This window comes from Stenotrophomonas sp. STEN087, from assembly GCF_056759115.1.
Map to the genome: position 1 here is coordinate 23,399 of NZ_JBRRCR010000035.1, position 15,694 is coordinate 39,092.

At 69.8% G+C, this 15,694-nt stretch carries 11 protein-coding genes; 6 read left to right on the forward strand and 5 right to left on the reverse strand.

Annotated features, from left to right (window positions below; translation table 11 throughout):
* The first annotated feature begins 79 nt into the window (after positions 1-79).
* A complete protein-coding gene (locus ACVOK1_RS11395) occupies positions 80-1,405 on the forward strand; it encodes a GTP-binding protein (protein ID WP_481562117.1) in 1,326 nt (441 codons plus the stop codon).
* A 66-nt stretch (positions 1,406-1,471) separates the two neighbouring features.
* On the opposite strand, the gene ACVOK1_RS11400 is transcribed toward ACVOK1_RS11395, so the two are convergent.
* A complete protein-coding gene (locus ACVOK1_RS11400; protein ID WP_481562118.1) occupies positions 1,472-3,115 on the reverse strand; it encodes an ATP-binding cassette domain-containing protein in 1,644 nt (547 codons plus the stop codon).
* Positions 3,116-3,312: 197 nt separating this feature from the next.
* The gene (locus tag ACVOK1_RS11405) at positions 3,313-4,212 is read right to left on the reverse strand and encodes a LysR family transcriptional regulator (protein ID WP_164074701.1); all 900 of its coding nucleotides are present in this window, start codon (positions 4,210-4,212) and stop codon (positions 3,313-3,315) included.
* A 214-nt stretch (positions 4,213-4,426) separates the two neighbouring features.
* On the opposite strand from ACVOK1_RS11405, the gene ACVOK1_RS11410 reads away from it, so the two are divergent.
* The gene (locus ACVOK1_RS11410) at positions 4,427-5,605 is read left to right on the forward strand and encodes a serine hydrolase domain-containing protein (RefSeq protein WP_481562119.1); all 1,179 of its coding nucleotides are present in this window, start codon (positions 4,427-4,429) and stop codon (positions 5,603-5,605) included.
* Entirely contained in the window at positions 5,602-6,786 is a 1,185-nt protein-coding gene (locus ACVOK1_RS11415; protein ID WP_481562120.1) for an MFS transporter, read from the forward strand. Before ACVOK1_RS11410 ends, ACVOK1_RS11415 begins: the two co-directional genes overlap by 4 nt.
* 307 nt (positions 6,787-7,093) lie before the next feature.
* Here the strand turns inward: ACVOK1_RS11415 and ACVOK1_RS11420 are convergent, their stop codons facing one another.
* The gene (locus ACVOK1_RS11420) at positions 7,094-8,713 is read right to left on the reverse strand and encodes an EAL domain-containing protein (RefSeq protein ID WP_481562121.1); all 1,620 of its coding nucleotides are present in this window, start codon (positions 8,711-8,713) and stop codon (positions 7,094-7,096) included.
* A gap of 205 nt (positions 8,714-8,918) precedes the next feature.
* Between ACVOK1_RS11420 and cycA the strand changes: the two genes are divergently transcribed.
* Both cycA and ACVOK1_RS11430 read left to right on the forward strand, forming a co-directional pair.
* Positions 8,919-10,292 (forward strand): D-serine/D-alanine/glycine transporter, encoded by a 1,374-nt coding sequence (gene cycA, locus ACVOK1_RS11425; protein ID WP_481562122.1) that lies wholly within the window; start codon positions 8,919-8,921, stop codon positions 10,290-10,292.
* A 325-nt stretch (positions 10,293-10,617) separates the two neighbouring features.
* Positions 10,618-11,382, forward strand: a complete 765-nt coding sequence (locus ACVOK1_RS11430) for a lytic transglycosylase domain-containing protein (protein ID WP_481562123.1) — start codon at positions 10,618-10,620, stop codon at positions 11,380-11,382.
* 2 nt (positions 11,383-11,384) lie between these two features.
* Here the strand turns inward: ACVOK1_RS11430 and ACVOK1_RS11435 are convergent, their stop codons facing one another.
* Positions 11,385-12,896, reverse strand: coding sequence for a hypothetical protein (locus ACVOK1_RS11435; protein ID WP_159097465.1), 1,512 nt, complete (start codon positions 12,894-12,896; stop codon positions 11,385-11,387).
* 128 nt (positions 12,897-13,024) lie between these two features.
* On the opposite strand from ACVOK1_RS11435, the gene ACVOK1_RS11440 reads away from it, so the two are divergent.
* Positions 13,025-15,109 carry a gluconolaconase gene (locus tag ACVOK1_RS11440; RefSeq protein WP_481562124.1) on the forward strand — a complete coding sequence of 695 codons (2,085 nt, stop codon included), beginning with the start codon at positions 13,025-13,027 and terminating at the stop codon, positions 15,107-15,109.
* Here ACVOK1_RS11440 and ACVOK1_RS11445 read toward each other — a convergent pair.
* Positions 15,087-15,494: a YciI family protein gene (locus tag ACVOK1_RS11445; protein ID WP_164074709.1), complete on the reverse strand. Its 408-nt coding sequence runs from the start codon at positions 15,492-15,494 to the stop codon at positions 15,087-15,089. The genes ACVOK1_RS11440 and ACVOK1_RS11445 overlap by 23 nt on opposite strands.
* Positions 15,495-15,694 lie beyond the last annotated feature (200 nt).

Consider the following 15,694-nt stretch of genomic DNA (forward strand, 5'->3'; position numbering starts at 1 on the left):
CTGGCCGGCAACCCCGCCGCAGCGTCGTGCCCGCTTAATGTTATATAGTAACATTTCCATCCGCAGCCCTCCGCCCCGCATGAACCCTGTTTCCCGCGCCGACCGCCGCCTGCCGGTCACCGTGCTGTCCGGCTTCCTTGGCGCCGGCAAGACCACCCTGCTCAACCAGATCCTGCGCAACCGCGACGGCCTGCGCGTGGCGGTCATCGTCAACGACATGAGCGAGGTCAACATCGATGCGCAGCTGCTGCGCGATGGGGGCGCCGAGCTGCGCCGCACCGAGGAAACGCTGGTCGAGTTCAGCAACGGCTGCATCTGCTGCACCCTGCGCGACGACCTGCTGCAGGAAGTACGACGCCTGGCCGACGCCGGTCGCTATGACTACCTGCTGATCGAATCGACCGGCATCGGCGAGCCCATGCCGGTGGCGGCGACCTTCGCGGTGCGCGACGAACACGACTTCAGCCTGAGCGACATCGCGCGGCTGGACACGATGGTGACCGTGGTCGATGGCAGCGCGTTCCTGGCCGACTTCGGTTCGACCCTGCGCCTGGCCGAGCGTGGCCAGCAGGCCGGCCCGGACGACGACCGCGGTGTGGTCGACCTGCTGTGCGAGCAGGTGGAGTTTGCCGACGTGATCGTGGTGAGCAAGGTCGACCAGACCGATGAGGACGTGCTGCAGGACACGCTGGCGGTGCTGCGTGGCCTGAACCGTGATGCCAAGCTCCTACTGTCGTCATTTGGCGATGTGCCGCTGCGCGAGCTGCTGGACACCGGTCGCTTCGATTTCGACCGCGCGCAGCAGGCGCCGGGCTGGGTGAAGGAACTGCGTGGCGAGCACACGCCGGAGACCGAGGAATACGGCATCGGCAGTTTCGTCTATCGCTCGCGCCGGCCGTTCCATCCGGGCCGTTTCGCCCGCGCGCTGCAGGAGGGCATGCCTGGGGTAATCCGCAGCAAGGGCTGGTTCTGGCTGGCCAACCGCATGGACTGGGTGGGCGAACTGAGCAGCGTGGGCGCGGCGACGCGGACGCAGGCGGCTGGCGTCTGGTATGCGGCGCGCGAGCGCGTGCGTGCCGGCGAAGAGGACACGACGCCGCTGCTGCCGCCGACGCCGCTGCCGTACAGCGACCTGGGCTGGGCGCGGCAGCAGGCGGACTGCTGGAGCGCGCCGTTGCCGGGGTTGGAGGAATTCCCCGATGGGGATGCGCATGCGGCGATGGCGCGTCTGTGGCATCCGCTGTGGGGTGACCGTCGACAGGAGCTGGTGGTGATTGGCGTGCACATGGATGAGCGTGCGGTGCGCGCGACGTTGGATGCGTGCCTGCTCAACGACAGTGAACTGCGCGCGGGGCCGTTGTTGTGGCAGCAGTTGCCGCAGGCGTTTCCGGTGTGGAAGCGCTGAGGGCAACGGTACACCCGGACCGGTAGATCCACGCCATGCGTGGATGGCGGGGTCATCGGGCCGGGGTCAGAGCCCTTTTGCTTCGCAAAAGGGATCCGACCCCGGGTCTGCGTCGCGCCACTGCCAGCCATCAGCCCCCACCTGCAGCACCTGCGTCGGCCGCAATGCGCGCAGCAGGTGGGTGTCATGGCTCACCATCACCAAGCCACCTTCCCACGCACCCAGCAGTGACTCCAGTGCCTGCAGCGCGGTCAGGTCCAGTGCGTTGCCGGGCTCGTCCAGCAGCAACAGCTGCGGTGCCGGCTGCGCATAGAGCACGCTGGCCAGCGCGCCCTTCACCCGCTCGCCATCGCTGAGGCTGCTCGCCGGCCGCTGGATGCGCTGTGCGTCCAGCCCCAGCAGGGCCAGCCGCGTGCGCAGCTCGGCGGGGTCGGCCGTGGGATTGGCCGACTGCACCGTATCGAGGATGCTGCGATCGCCGGCCAGTGCCAGCAGCTGCTGGTCCAGCAGGGCGAGCGGTGCATGCCGCTGCACCTCGCCCGCGCGCGCATCCCTCTGGCCCGCCAGCACGCGCAGCAGGGTGGACTTGCCGCTGCCGTTGTCACCGACCACGGCAATGCGCTGGCCACGGCGGATATCCAGCTGCAACGGTGCGCTGCAGCCATGCGGCAACACCAGGTCGTGGGCCTGCAGCAGCCGCGCGCTGCCACGCTCGCCTTCGCTGGCGAACAGTGCAAGTTCGGGCGCCGCCTGCACGGCGGCAGCGGCACTTCGCAGCTGCTGGGCGCTGGCCTGCAGGCGGTCGGCCTGGATCTGCCGCGCACGGCCTTGGGTGGCCTCGGCACGCTGCTTCTGACCGCCCAGCAGGATCGGCGCCTGGTTGGCCTGTTTCGCATCGCGGTTGCCGCGCGCCTGCCGCTGTTGCTGGCGCTCGTGCTGCTCGCGCGCGCTGCGCTGCTGCTGGCGGTGCTGCGCGCGGGCATGGTCAAGCTGCGCGGCGGCGGCATCGCGCTCGGCGGCGCGTGCCTCGGCGTAGTGTTGCCACGGCCCGCCATAGCGGTGCAGCCCGTGCGCATCCAGTTCCACGATCTGCTGCATGTGGGCCAGCAGCTCGCGGTCGTGGCTGATCACCAGCAGCCCGCCCGGCCACTGCTGCAGCTGCTGGTACAGCTGCTGGCGGTTGCGTGCATCCAGGTGGTTGCTGGGCTCGTCGAGGATGAGCCAGTCGGCGCCGCTGGCCCATGCGCCGGACAATGCAACGCGCATGGCCTGGCCACCGCTGAGGCGCGCGGCCGGCTGCGTGGGCTGCAGATCATCGGGCAGGCCGAGGGCACGCCATTGCTGCTGCAGGCGTTCGCGCAGGTCCCAGCGATCACCGATGCAGGCGAAGTCGGCCTCGTCGATGCTGCCGGCTTCGATGCGTTCCAGCGCGGCCAGTTCAGCGCCGACGCCGGCCAGTTCGCCCACGGTGCCGCGTGGCGGGTAGCCGGGCGTGGGCAGCAGGAAGACCCAGCCGCTGCCGCGCACCTGGCCGCTGTCGGGCGTCAGTTGCCCGGCCAGCAGGCGCGCGAGCACGCTCTTGCCGGTGCCGTTGGCGCCGACCAGGCCGGTGGCCACCGGTTCAAAGGAAAACGAGAGTTCGGAAAACAGCGATCGGCCATCGGCCAACCGATAGGACACGCGATCGAGCGCGAGGGAATGCGTGGTCATGCGACCTCCATGGGATGCCTGGTTCTCCCCTGCGCACAGGGGCGGGAAGAGTCGGGCCGTCTAGTGGAAAGACGGCGGCATCACTGGCGCATTGGTCGCGAGCCTCTTGGAGGAATGAGCGGGGATTATAGCGCTGATGGCTGAATGGTCGCGGTGGCGATGCACCCGTCATCCACGCATGGCGTGGATCTACTGGGTTACGGGACGGTATCCAGCCGCGCGCCGATGAAATCGATGAACACCCGCAGCTTGGGCAGCACATGGCGGCCGGAGGGCCACAGCAGGTGGAAGGTGCCGCAGGAATGCACGTGCTCGTCCAGCACGGTGACCAGGCGGCCATCGGCGATGGCATCACGCACCGAGTGCACCGGCACGAAGGCCAGGCCGATATCGCGCAGGGCCAGTTCCACCCGCGCTTCGATGGTGTTGGCGACCATGTGCACGGGCAGTTCCTGTGCTGCCTGTTCGTCCGGCCACTGGATCGGCCACGGTTCCAGCTTGCCGCTGCTGGGGAACTTGTAGTGCAGCAGCGTGTGCTGCAGCAGGTCGGCCGGCGCCTTGGGCACGCCGCGCCGCTGCAGGTAGGCCGGTGAGGCGACGATGCGCCGCGGGAACACGCCCAGGCGCCGGGCATTCATCCGCGAATCGCTGGGTTCGCCCACGCGCAGTACCGCGTCGAAACCTTCTTCGATGACATCGACCAGGCGGTCGCTGAAATCGAGATCGAGGCGGATGTCCGGGTAAGCGGCCATGAAATCGGCCAGCAGCGGCAGGGTCAGGTCGCCCACCAGCGGCAGGCTGATGCGCAGGGTGCCGCTGGGTGCGGCGTGCGGCTGGGCCAGTTCGGTGCGTGCGGCATCGCGCTCGGCGAGGATGCGGCGGCAGCGCGCCAGGAACAGCTGGCCCTCGGCGGTGAGGGTGATGCTGCGCGTGCTGCGATGGAACAGGCGCACGCCCAGCGCGTGTTCCAGCCGCGCCACGCACTTGCCGGCAGCCGACGCGGAGATGCCCTGCAGGCGGCCGGTCTCGACGAAGCTGCGGGTGTCGGCTGCATGCACGAAGGTCTGCAGGTTGGCGAGATTGTCGAGGACGGACATGCGGAAGCGCGGCGGGAAAACCGCAGGGTAGGGCCAGTTGCAGCGGGCGGCCAGCGGGCCGTTGCAACACTGCGGTGCAAGGCCGGTGCGCCATGGCAGTCCGCGCAGGCCGCCGATTGCGGACCTGGGGGTCCACGAAGCACGGAGCGCTGACCCGCTTTTTGCCGCGGCGCAGGCTGCCTAACGTGGCGACCCTCCCCCAAAGGATTGCCCCATGAACGCTCTTCCTGTCGACGAACCCACGCCCACGTTGCCCGGCGTGGCCCACGTGCTGCAGCAGGCCCACCCGCAGCGCCTGGTGGGTGCGGTGGTGCTGGTGCGCGAGCACGGTGTGCTGCGCCACGCGAGCGCCACCGGTCTTGCCGACCGCGAGGCGGGCACGCCGATGCAGCGCGACCAGCTGTTCCGCCTGGCCTCGGTGAGCAAGCCGCTGCTGACCGCCGTGATCCTGCGCTTGGTGGGCGACGGCGTGCTCGATCTTGATGCACCCGTGCAGCGCTGGCTGCCGACCTTCCGCCCGGTGCTGGCCGATGGCAGCGTGCCGCCGATCAGCCTGCGGCAGCTGCTGAGCCACACCAGCGGCCTCGGCTATCGCTTCCTGGAAGCGGACGCGCAGGGGCCGTATGCGCGTGCGGGCGTCAGCGATGGCATGGACGCGAACCCGCTGAGCCTGCAGGACAACGTGCAGCGCATCGGCCAGGTGCCGCTGCTGTTCGCGCCGGGCAGCCAGTGGCTGTATTCGCTGGGCGTGGATGTGGCCGGTGCCGTGGCCGAAGCCGCGAGCGGACAGACGCTGCAGCAGTTGTTTGATCGCGAGCTGGCGCAGCCGCTGGGCCTGCGTGATACCGGCTTCAGTACCGCGCAGGGCGCGCGCCTGGCGACGCCCTATGTGAGCGATGCGCCGCAGCCGCACCGGCTGCAGGAAGGCGAGGTCGTCGCGCCCTTCGACGGCACGGTGGGCATCGAATACAGCCTGGCACGCGCCACCGACGCCAGTCGCTACGCCTCGGCCGGTGCAGGGCTGGTCGGCAGCGCCGACGAGGTGATGACCGTGCTGGAAGCGCTTCGCGATGTGCAGGCGTCTGCGCTGCTGCCGCCGGAACTGGCCGCTGAGATGGGAGGCTTGCAGGCGGGCGAAGACGGACCGCCCGATCCGCCGGGCTGGGGCTTCGGCCTGGGCTTTGCGGTGCTGCGTGATGCATCTGCTTCGGGCGCGCCGCAAAGCGTGGGCACGTGGCGCTGGGGCGGCGCCTATGGCCACAGCTGGTTCGTCGATCCCGCGCGTGGCCTCAGCGTGGTGGCCCTCACCAACACGCTGTACGAAGGCATGCACGGCGCCTTCGTCGATGAGCTGCGCGATGCGGTGTACCGCGATCTGGAGGCGGTGCGATGAGCGGGCATGCGGTCGATGCGTCGTCGCCTGCGGGCGAGGCTACGCGTCTGCCGTGGAATGGCCTGCTGGCGCTGGCCGGTGGCAGCTTCATCACCCTGCTGACCGAAACCCTGCCGGCCGGCGTGCTGCGGCCGATGGGGCAGAGCCTGGGCGTGAGCGATGCGGCGGTGGGGCAGCTGGTGAGCGTGTACGCGCTGGGCTCGGTGCTGGCGGCGCTGCCGATGACCGCGCTGACCCAGCGGCTGCCGCGTCGGCCTTTGTTGTTGGCGGCGATTGCCGGCTTCGTGGTGGTCAATGCGCTGACCGCGGTGACCAGCAACTACACGCTGCTGCTGGTGGTGCGCTTCCTGGCCGGCGTGGGTGCGGGCCTGCTGTGGTCGCTGGTGGCCGGCTATGCGGCGCGCCTGGTGGTGCCCGAACTGCAGGGGCGTGCGATCGCGGTGGCGATGGTGGGTTCACCGTTGGCGCTGTCGCTGGGGGTGCCGGCGGGCACGCTGCTGGGCCAGCAGATCGGCTGGCGCTGGGCGTTCGGGCTGATGGCCCTGCTGGCGGTGCTGCTGCTGGGCTGGGTGCGCTGGGCGGTGCCTGCGCTGCCGGCGGCCGGTGGCGGCCAGCGCACGCCGCTGGGCCGCGTCTGGCGGCTGCCCGGGGTACGCAGCACGCTGCTGGTGATGGCGCTGTACGTGCTGGCGCACAACGTGCTCTACACCTACATCGAGCCGCTGGCGATCCTGGCCAACGCGCAGCATTGGCTGGACCGCGTGCTGCTGGCGTTTGGCGTGGCGGCCGTCGCCGGCATCGGCATTGCCGGCTGGGGCGTGGATCGCCATCTGCGCGCGCTGGTGTGGGCGGCCGTGGCTGGCTTCGTGCTGGCGGTGCTGGCGCTGCTGCTGTGGCCGGGTGTGCCGCAGGTGCTGCTGCTGGCCAGCGTGCTGTGGGGCGTAGCGTTTGGCGCGGTGCCGACGCTGTTCCAGACCGCGGTGGCGCGGCGTGCGGGCGCGGCGGCGGACCTGGCGCAGTCGATGCTGGTGACCGGCTGGAACCTGGCGATTGCCGCCGGTGGCATGGCCGGCGGCGTGGTGCTGCAGTCGGTGGGGGCCGGGCAGCTGGCGTGGTTGCCGTTGCTGCTGCTGGCGGTGTGTGCGGCGTGGTTGTGTGCGAGGCCGAAGGCCTGGGGGTAGCGGCCATTGCATGGGGATGCCGGCCAGCGGCCGGCACTACCAGGGCTGCGTCATCCACGCATGGCGTGGATCTACTGAGAGCGGGCGTCGCTGCGATCCAGTGAGCGCAGCGACCCGCGTTTGCCTTGCTTACAGGGGTGAGGGCGCTTTGCTTGCGAAGCACTGCTTCGCGAGCGACCGAACGCACAGCCGCCAGCGGCTGGGCCGGGCCCCGGAGGGGGACTTGCAGCGTTCCCTGCGCAGCCTATCCGCCCGGCCAACCCTCGGATTACGGCCGCCCCACCACGAGGGGCTCCGCCGTTGGCCGTCATTCTTCCGCGGCGGCCCGCTCGATCGGCACGCTGCGCGGGTTCTGCATGTCCTCCCGCGCGGTGCCGTAGCGCTGCTGGCGCTGGTGGTGGAAGGCGATGAACGCATCGCGTGGCAGCGGCCGCGAGAACAGCCAGCCCTGCCCGAACTGCACCTGCTGGCTGTGCAGGTAGGCCAGCTGCGGTTCGGTCTCCACGCCCTCGGCCACCACCCACAGGCCCAGCTCCTTGGCCATGTCGATGATGTGCGGGGTAACCGGGCTGGTCGCGCTCTCGGTGCCGATGGCATCGACGAACGACTTGTCGATCTTCAGCGCGTCCAGCGGCAGCTGCTCCAGGTACTGCAGGCTGGAATAGCCCACGCCGAAATCGTCGATGGCGATGCTGTGACCGGCACGGCGTGCGGCGGCCAGCATGGTGCGGGCGCGGTCGGCATCGAGGAAACCGCGCTCGGTGGCTTCCAGCCAGATCTGCTGCGGCAGGATGCCGCTGCCGGCCATGCGCTGGGTGATCGACTTCAACGCGCGACCGCTGATGATGTCCTCGGCCGCAAGGTTGATGGCGATGTGCGCGCTGCGGTCATGCACCAGCAGTTCGCGCATGTCCGACACCACGTTCTCGATCACCAGGTCGGTGAGTGCGGCGATCAGGCCGTGCTCCTCGGCCAGCGGCACGAAGATGTCCGGGCGCACCTGGGTGCCATCCGGACGCTGCCAGCGCACCAGCGCTTCGGCGCCGACGCAGATGCCGGTCTCCAGTTCGATGATGGGCTGGTAGTGCAGGTACAGCTCGCGGCGGCGGATGGCGATGGACAGTTCGCCGCGCAGCGACAGGCGACGGCGCGACAGCCAGATCACCACGCCGGCGCCGGCAGCGGCCAGCAGCAGGCCCACCGGCACGAACAGCCAGGCCTGCTGGCGGAAGGTGGCGGCCAGGGCGGTGCGCGGGCCGGTGGCGATGGCCAGCCACTCGTTGTTGCGGGCCGTGGCGTACAGGGTGTCGTCGTCCAGGCCCTCGCCGGGCTGGCGCAGCTGCTGCAGCAGCAGGTCCGGGTTGATGCCGTCCTGCTTGGACAGCAGGCGGCCGTCGGGGCTGGCCAGGGCCAAACGCACCTGCGGATCGGCGATGACATCGACGAAGCGGCGCGGGTCGACCAGCGTGTCGTAGGAGCCGTACAGAATGGACAGCACCTTGCGGTGGTCGCTCGCCTGCGGGCGTACGTCCACCGTGATGCCGGCGCCATCGCTGGTGACGTGGTCGGGAGTGGGCGTGCCGACATCGCCCTCGAACATGCCCCAGGAGGTGCAACGCAGCTTGCCCGCCTCGAAGTAGCCCATCTGGTCGACCGAGGGCGTGGTCATCACCAGCGTCTGCATGCGCCGCACGTGCTCGGGGCTGCAGGGCGGCAGGCGCGAGGCTTCGGCGGCCTTCAGCACGGCCAGCGATTCCTGGTAGGAGACGTCAGCGCGGCGCAGGGCACGCTCGGCGATCTCGTGCAGGCGCTCCTGTTCCAGGCCGACCGCGCTGTTCCAGGTGGCGTAGACCATCGCGGTGATCGGCACGACGGCCGCCAGGATCGCCAGCAGGGTCGCGGCGATGATGACGCCCAGGCGGCTCATGGCAGGTTTTCCAGGGGGCGGGGCAGGGCGCTGCGCATGGCGGGCCAGTCCTTGGTCGGATGCGCTATCTGAGCATGTTGCGGCCCCGGGGGGAAATGGTTGGGACGCGTGCGCCTCCAATTTGACGCTTTCAGCCCTTCCAGCGCTGGCGCTCGGCGCCGCAGAGGACTACCGTCGGAGGCTTCACCCGCCCCTTCCCGCGCCCATGACCGAGCCCGCCACGCCCCCCGAACACCTGCGCCGCAGCCTGTCCAACCGCCACCTGCAACTGATCGCCATCGGCGGTGCCATCGGTACCGGCCTGTTCATGGGGTCGGGCAAGACCATCAGCCTGGCCGGTCCGTCCATCCTGTTCGTCTACCTCATCATCGGCGCGATGCTGTTCTTCGTGATGCGCGCGATGGGCGAGCTGCTGCTGTCCAACCTGCAGTACAAATCCTTCATCGACTTCTCCACCGACCTGCTCGGGCCCTGGGCCGGGTTCTTCTGCGGGTGGACGTACTGGTTCTGCTGGATCGTCACCGCCATCGCCGATGTCATCGCCATCGCGGCCTATGCGCAGTTCTGGTTCCCCGAACTGCAGGCGTGGATACCGGCACTGCTGTGCGTGATGCTGCTGCTGGGCCTGAACCTGGTGACGGTGAAGCTGTTCGGCGAGATGGAGTTCTGGTTCGCGCTGATCAAGATCTTGGCCATCTGCGCGCTGATCATCACCGGTGCCGGCCTGGTGGCCTGGGGCTTCACTTCGCCCAGCGGGCATACCGCTTCGCTGTCCAACCTGTGGAACGACGGCGGCATGTTCCCGATGGGCCTGGTCGGCTTCTTCGCCGGCTTCCAGATTGCGGTGTTCGCCTTCGTCGGCATCGAGCTGGTGGGCACCACCGCCGCCGAAACCGCCGACCCGGAGCGCAACCTGCCCAAGGCGATCAACTCGATCCCGGTGCGCATCATCATCTTCTACGTGCTGGCCCTGGTGGCGATCATGGCGGTGACGCCGTGGCGCCAGGTGGTGCCGGACAAGAGCCCGTTCGTGCAGCTGTTCGTGCTGGCCGGCATTCCTGCTGCCGCCAGCCTGATCAACTTCGTGGTGCTGACCTCGGCCACGTCGTCGGCCAACAGCGGCATCTTCTCCACCAGCCGCATGCTGTACGGCCTGGCCGAAGAGGGCCACGCCCCGCGCGGCCTGTCGCGCCTGTCGCGCGCGGCGGTGCCGGCCCGCGGCCTGCTGTTCTCGTGCCTGTGCCTGCTGGGCGGCACCCTGCTGATCTACCTGATCCCGAACCTGGTGACTGCCTTCACGCTGGTGACGACACTGGCGACAGTGCTCTTCATCTTCGTCTGGTCGCTGATCCTGGTGGCCTACATGGTCTACCGCCGCCGCTACCCGGAGCGCCATGCCGCCTCGATCTTCAAGATGCCCGGTGGCGTGGCCATGTGCTGGGCGTGCCTGGTGTTCTTCGCCGGCGTGCTGGTGCTGCTGAGCCTGCAGGCCGACACCCGCCAGGCGCTGGTAGCCAGCCCGGTGTGGTTCGTGCTGCTGGGCGCGGGGTACTGGCTGCGGAGCAGGAACGCGAAGTAAGCCATCGACCCCCGATTTGGGGGTCGGAGCCCGTTGCGCAGCAACGGGATCCGACCCCTTGCTGTTCCGACAGCTCGCAGGAAACTGTCGAAGGCGGGGTGGGTCCGGTGGCAGGGGGGTGAGCCGCATGGATGCGGCGACCAAGCCCCCATGGACGGGTTCACGGCGTCCCCTGCCACCGGACCCACCCCGCCATCCCACGGAAAGCCAGCTTCTGCCTTTGACGTTGACGTTGACGTTGATTCGGCAGGTGCAGGGCGCAGCCCTGCCAGAACCCACCCCATTCACCCGGAATTAGCGGGCGCAGCCGGATCATCCGGCCGCCATGACCCTCCGCCTCGCCCTCGTTGCCCTGTTGCTGCTGCCGGGCGTGGCCAGCGCCCGCACGGTCTACCGCTGCGTGCAGGGCAACACAGTCAGCCTCGCCACTGCGCCGGAGCCCGGCTCGCGCTGTACGCCGAAGGAGATCGACGACAACGCCATCCAGGCCCCCAACCTGTGGGGCAACATGGGCGTCTTCAGCGGCGTGCTGTACGAACGCGAACAGGACGGCGTGCTCGTCTATTCCACCCGCAACCTTCCCGGCTCGCGCGTGTTCCTGAAATTCACCGTCGCCACCCCGCCCGGTGAGCCCGCCCACGAGGGCCTGGGCAAGGTCGGCAAGCCGCAGCTGGCCCAGCACGCCAGGCAGTTCAAGGCGGCCGCCAAGGCCACCGGCGTCGACGACGCCTGGCTGCGCGCGATCGCCCACGCCGAAAGCAACTTCGATGCGCTGGCCGTCTCCAGCAAGGGCGCGCAGGGCGTGATGCAGCTGATGCCCGAGACCGCGCTGGAATACGGCGTACGTGATCCGTTCTCGCCGCAGCAGTCCATCGACGGCGGCGCCCGCTACATGCGTGCGCTGCTGCGCCGCTACAACGGCGACCGCGCGCTGTCAGCGGCCGCCTACAACGCCGGCATCGGCGCGGTCACCCGCTACAGGGGCGTGCCGCCGTATGCCGAAACCCTGGCCTACGTGGACAAGGTGATGGCGCTGTACACGCGCTATCGCGAGGCGATGGGCATCCGCAGCGAAGTACCGGCGAAGTAGGCTCAGCGGATGCGATCGCTGGCGAACAGGTCATAGCGATCAATGCGCCCCACCTCGGCGAGGGCGGCCTGCACTTCGGGCCGGGCCACCAGTTCGCGCCAGCGCGCCTGCAGGGCAGCGTCGGCGGGCAGCGTCGGCGCGTTGCGCATCTCCTGCAACGCCAGCAACGCGCTGCTGCGCAGCTTCACCGATTCCAGCTGCACGATCAGCATGACCGTCGCTTCGTTCATCCGTCCTGCCGCCAGTGGCAGTTGGTAGAGCAGGTCGGCGGCCGCCGGTCCCTGCTCGGACACGCCGCGTGCGGCGTCAGCGGCTGCGGTCTTGTCGCCCCTCTGCTGCGCGGCGATGAAGCGGATGTAATGCCGTTGGGCGGTGGCGTAGCCAGTCAGCGGCGCGGTTGTGGCCACGGCGGCCTGTGCCTCCTCGTAGCGGCCGAGTGCTGTAAGCAGCAGACCGAGATTCAGCTGCTGCACCGAGGCATGGGGCGTGCCTTCGGTCATCCGTACGGCAATGCGCAGGGTATCCACTGCGGCATCGGGCTGGCCCAGCCGGTGCTGGGCGGTGGCGCGGCTGGCCAGCAGCGCCGGCCCCCACTTCAGCTGCGGGCCGACGAAGTGCAGGCCTTCGGCAACGGCCTTGGCGGTGTCATCGGTGATGGCCATTACCTGCGCGTTGTCGCCCAGCATCAGCGCGGCAGCGGCGAGGCGGGCGAGGCTCGCATCCACGTCCTGGTTGAGCGAGGCGCGCACGCGCTGCGCATCGAGCTGGCGCTGTGCGGCCATGCGCGGGTTGAAACGCGGATCGGCACGATCGATGTAGGCATCGAAGCGCTTGTCGCTGCGTAGCTGGATCAGTTCCATCGGGCCATCAATGCGCGCAATCGTCGCGCGCACTGCATCGCCGTTGCCGGCGTCGTGCTGCAGTCCCGCCAGGATCAGCCACAGGTCGGACGGTTCGTCGCCGTCGCTCAGCCAGTGGTTGTCGAACAGGGCCTGCAGCAGCTCGCGACGTTCCGTAGGTGCCTGGATGAGGCCGCGTTGCATCTGGTCGACGTGATCCAGCGGAATCCGCAGCGGTCCCACCGCATGGCCGATGGCCCGCACCATGAGCATGGCGGCTGGCTTTGCGTGGCCCTGTGCGCTTTCGATCGAGCTCAGGGTGAACAGCGGCAGCACGGCATCCGGGGCCAGGGCGATGGCCCGCTGCGCGCGCTCGGTGGCCAGCGGGTACTGGCGCAGGGCACCGGCGGCATACGCGGCGGCGCTCAGCGCCTGTACCCGCACATCGACTGGCGCCGAGTCCAGGCGTGGGTCCGCGAGCAGGGTATCCAGGGCCAGCGACGCCTCCAGGACACGGCCATCGTCCATCAGCCGCTCAGCGTGCGCAGCCTGGGCCTCGATGGAGGTCCCGGTGTCTGCTGCGGGAAGCGGGGCTGCGCTCCCGCGTGCCCACGAGGTGGCCGCCGGGGCCAGCAGTACAGCGGCGAACAGCACAGCGAGCGCAGGACGGGACATGCAGGCCACCTTCCATGGAGTGCGCCGATTGAAGCCCGATTGCAGCAGCGTTACAAGTGCCGCGCTCGACGCCGTTGCAGCCAGCGTCTATCGTCGTGGCCTCTTTCAGGGCAGGGCGAACGCGAGCGATGGCACGGCGGCAATGGATGGCGGTAGGGGTAGTGGTGGTGGCAACGGCAGCCGCGCTTGCGGCCACCTGGTGGGAACGCCCCGCGCAGGCACCTGACGCGCCCGCCGGCCCGCAGCCCACGCCGCTGGCCTGGACCGCGCAGATCGAGCCGCTGGCCGGTGATGGCCACCCCGGCGACCGCGACGGTGCCTCGGCCCAGGCGCGCTTCGCCGAACCCTATGCGCTGCTGCGCACCGCCGATGGCAGCGTGTACTTCACCGATGCCGGCGACAACAACCGCATCCGCCGCTGGCTTCCCGATGGACGCGTTGAGACGTTCGCCGGGCAGGGCGAGGGGCTGGCCGATGGGCCGGGCCTGCAGGCGCACTTCAATACGCCGTCGGGCATTGCCGCCGACGCGCAGGGCAACCTGTACGTGGCCGACACCGGCAACCATGCGATCCGCCGCATCGGCACCGATGGCCAGGTGACCACCGTGGCCGGCGGCACGCAGGGCTTTGCCGATGGCCCGGCCGCGCAGGCGCGCTTCGATGGCCCGATGGGCATTGCCGTGGACGCGCAGGGCCAGGTGTTCGTGGCCGATACCTGGAACGACCGCATCCGGGTGATCGGTACCGATGGCAACGTGCGCACGCTGGCCGGTGGCGATCGCCCCGGCTTCGCCGATGCGGTGGCTGGCGAGGCCCGCTTCGATACACCGGTGGCACTGGCCTTCGATGCGCACGGTGCGCTGCTGGTGGCCGACTTCTTCAACAACGCGGTGCGCCGCGTCGGTGCCGATGGCACGGTGAGCACCGTGGTCGGCAACGATGGCGTCATCAATGGGCCGCTGTCGCTGGCCACGACCCACGACGGCGTGCTGTACGTGGGCGACTTCGGCGGGCGCATCGTGCAGGTGACTCCGCAGGGCCACCAGATCGCGCTGCTCGGCAACGACCGGTTGCCGCGCCTGGCCCGCCCCACCGGCTTGGCCGTGGAGGATGACGGCAGCCTGCTGGTGGCCGACGCCGCCGGTTACCGCGTGCACCGCGTGCGGCCGCTGGCGGCGGGCGCGCTGCCGGCACCGGCGCTGGTCGGGCCCGCCGCAGACGCCGCGCTGCCCGATACCGGCGGGCGCTGGCCGCTGGCCCCGCAGCAGGGTTGGCATGAAGTGGTCGGCACGCTGGGCGAAGTGCGCGGCACCTTCACCGGCGAGAGCCGCCACCACCTGCACGGCGGCTTCGACGTGCGTGGCGACGTGGGGCAGACCGTGCTGGCCATCGCTGACGGCAAGATCAGCAGCCCTGTCGCGGCGTGGAGCCTGGGCGGCCAGGCCGAAGGGCTGGCGGTGGGGCGCCTGAACTACATCCACATGCGGGTGGGCCGCACCCCGGCCGGTGAGCCGTTCGATGCACGCTGGCAGCCGCTGTACGGCGAGGACGGCAAGCTGGAGCGCATCCGCGTGCGGCGCGGCACGCGCATCCACGTTGGCGACCGTCTGGGCAGCATCAACAGCCAGGCGCACGTGCACCTGCAGGTGGGCACCAGCGGTTTCGAGACCAATGCGGTGGCGCTGGGCTTCACCGGCTACGCCGATCACTTCGCGCCGCGCATCACCGATGTCGGCCTGCTGGATGACAACGACCAGCCGCTGGCCGCAGGCAGCGACGGCGTGGTGATGCTGGCCCGGCAGGGGCGTGGCGTGCAGATCGTGGTGGAAGCGTGGGATCAGGTGGACAACAACCTGCCGCGCCGCCGGTTGGGGCCGTACCAGGTGGGCTACCAGATCCTCGACGCGGCCGGGCAACCGCTGCAGGGTTACGAACAGCCGCGCTGGAACATCGTGTTCAACCGCATGCCGCCGCAGAAGCAGGCGGTGAAGGTGGCCTATGCGCCGGACAGCGGCATCACCGTGCATGGCAGCGCGGTGACCCGCTTCCGCTACCTGGCGACCAACACCGTGCGCGATGGCCTGATGGAAACCGGGCGCTGGCAGCCGGCGGCGCTGCCGCCGGGCGAGTACATCATCCGCGGCAGTGCACGCGACTACAGCGGCAATGAAGGCATCGGCAAGCGCGAGATCAGGGTGCGGCTGCTGCCATAGCCGCGGCCGGTGCGCCGCAGCGTTCGCGCTCGGCGTCCATGTCTTCCAGCGGCCGCACTTCGATGCTGCCGAAGCGTGCCCAGGGGAATTCGCGGGCGATGCGCATGGCCTCGTCGCGGTCGCGGGCGCGGATGAGGTTGAAGCCGGCCAGCAGTTCGCGGGTTTCGGCGAAGGGGCCATCGAGCACGCGGCTGTGGCCGTCGCGCACGCGCAGGGTCTGGGCGGTGTCGACCGGCTGCAGTTTCTGTGCGGCCAGCAGGGTGCCTTCGGCCTGCAGTTGATCGGCGTGGGCGAGGCAGTCGCGCATCAGTGCATTGAACTCGTCGCTGGGCAGGGCCTGCAGCAGGGCGGGTTCGATGTAGATGAGGAGCAGGTACTGCTGCATGGCACGGTCCTGGCGGGGGCGGGGTTCCATGATGGCGCAGGTTTGCGTGGTGGCATGTTGCAGCGCGAAAGGCCGCCTGCGGCGGGGGATCGGCGAACGGCGGAGCCCCTCCGTGGTGGGGCTGAAAGCCTGGGGACCTGGGGTTTGGCCGGGGCGGGGGGGGTTTGTGGTGGCGCCGACTAGACATGGTCTGGTAAGTG

What these genes read in the sequence shown, in the direction of transcription:
- ACVOK1_RS11395 (WP_481562117.1), top strand. Translation starts at nt 80, where the DNA reads ATGAACCCTGTTTCCCGCGCCGACCGCCGCCTGCCGGTCACCGTGCTG.
- ACVOK1_RS11400 (WP_481562118.1), bottom strand. Translation starts at nt 3,115, where the DNA reads ATGACCACGCATTCCCTCGCGCTCGATCGCGTGTCCTATCGGTTGGCC.
- ACVOK1_RS11405 (WP_164074701.1), bottom strand. Translation starts at nt 4,212, where the DNA reads ATGTCCGTCCTCGACAATCTCGCCAACCTGCAGACCTTCGTGCATGCA.
- ACVOK1_RS11410 (WP_481562119.1), top strand. Translation starts at nt 4,427, where the DNA reads ATGAACGCTCTTCCTGTCGACGAACCCACGCCCACGTTGCCCGGCGTG.
- ACVOK1_RS11415 (WP_481562120.1), top strand. Translation starts at nt 5,602, where the DNA reads ATGAGCGGGCATGCGGTCGATGCGTCGTCGCCTGCGGGCGAGGCTACG.
- ACVOK1_RS11420 (WP_481562121.1), bottom strand. Translation starts at nt 8,713, where the DNA reads ATGAGCCGCCTGGGCGTCATCATCGCCGCGACCCTGCTGGCGATCCTG.
- cycA (WP_481562122.1), top strand. Translation starts at nt 8,919, where the DNA reads ATGACCGAGCCCGCCACGCCCCCCGAACACCTGCGCCGCAGCCTGTCC.
- ACVOK1_RS11430 (WP_481562123.1), top strand. Translation starts at nt 10,618, where the DNA reads ATGACCCTCCGCCTCGCCCTCGTTGCCCTGTTGCTGCTGCCGGGCGTG.
- ACVOK1_RS11435 (WP_159097465.1), bottom strand. Translation starts at nt 12,896, where the DNA reads ATGTCCCGTCCTGCGCTCGCTGTGCTGTTCGCCGCTGTACTGCTGGCC.
- ACVOK1_RS11440 (WP_481562124.1), top strand. Translation starts at nt 13,025, where the DNA reads ATGGCACGGCGGCAATGGATGGCGGTAGGGGTAGTGGTGGTGGCAACG.
- ACVOK1_RS11445 (WP_164074709.1), bottom strand. Translation starts at nt 15,494, where the DNA reads ATGCAGCAGTACCTGCTCCTCATCTACATCGAACCCGCCCTGCTGCAG.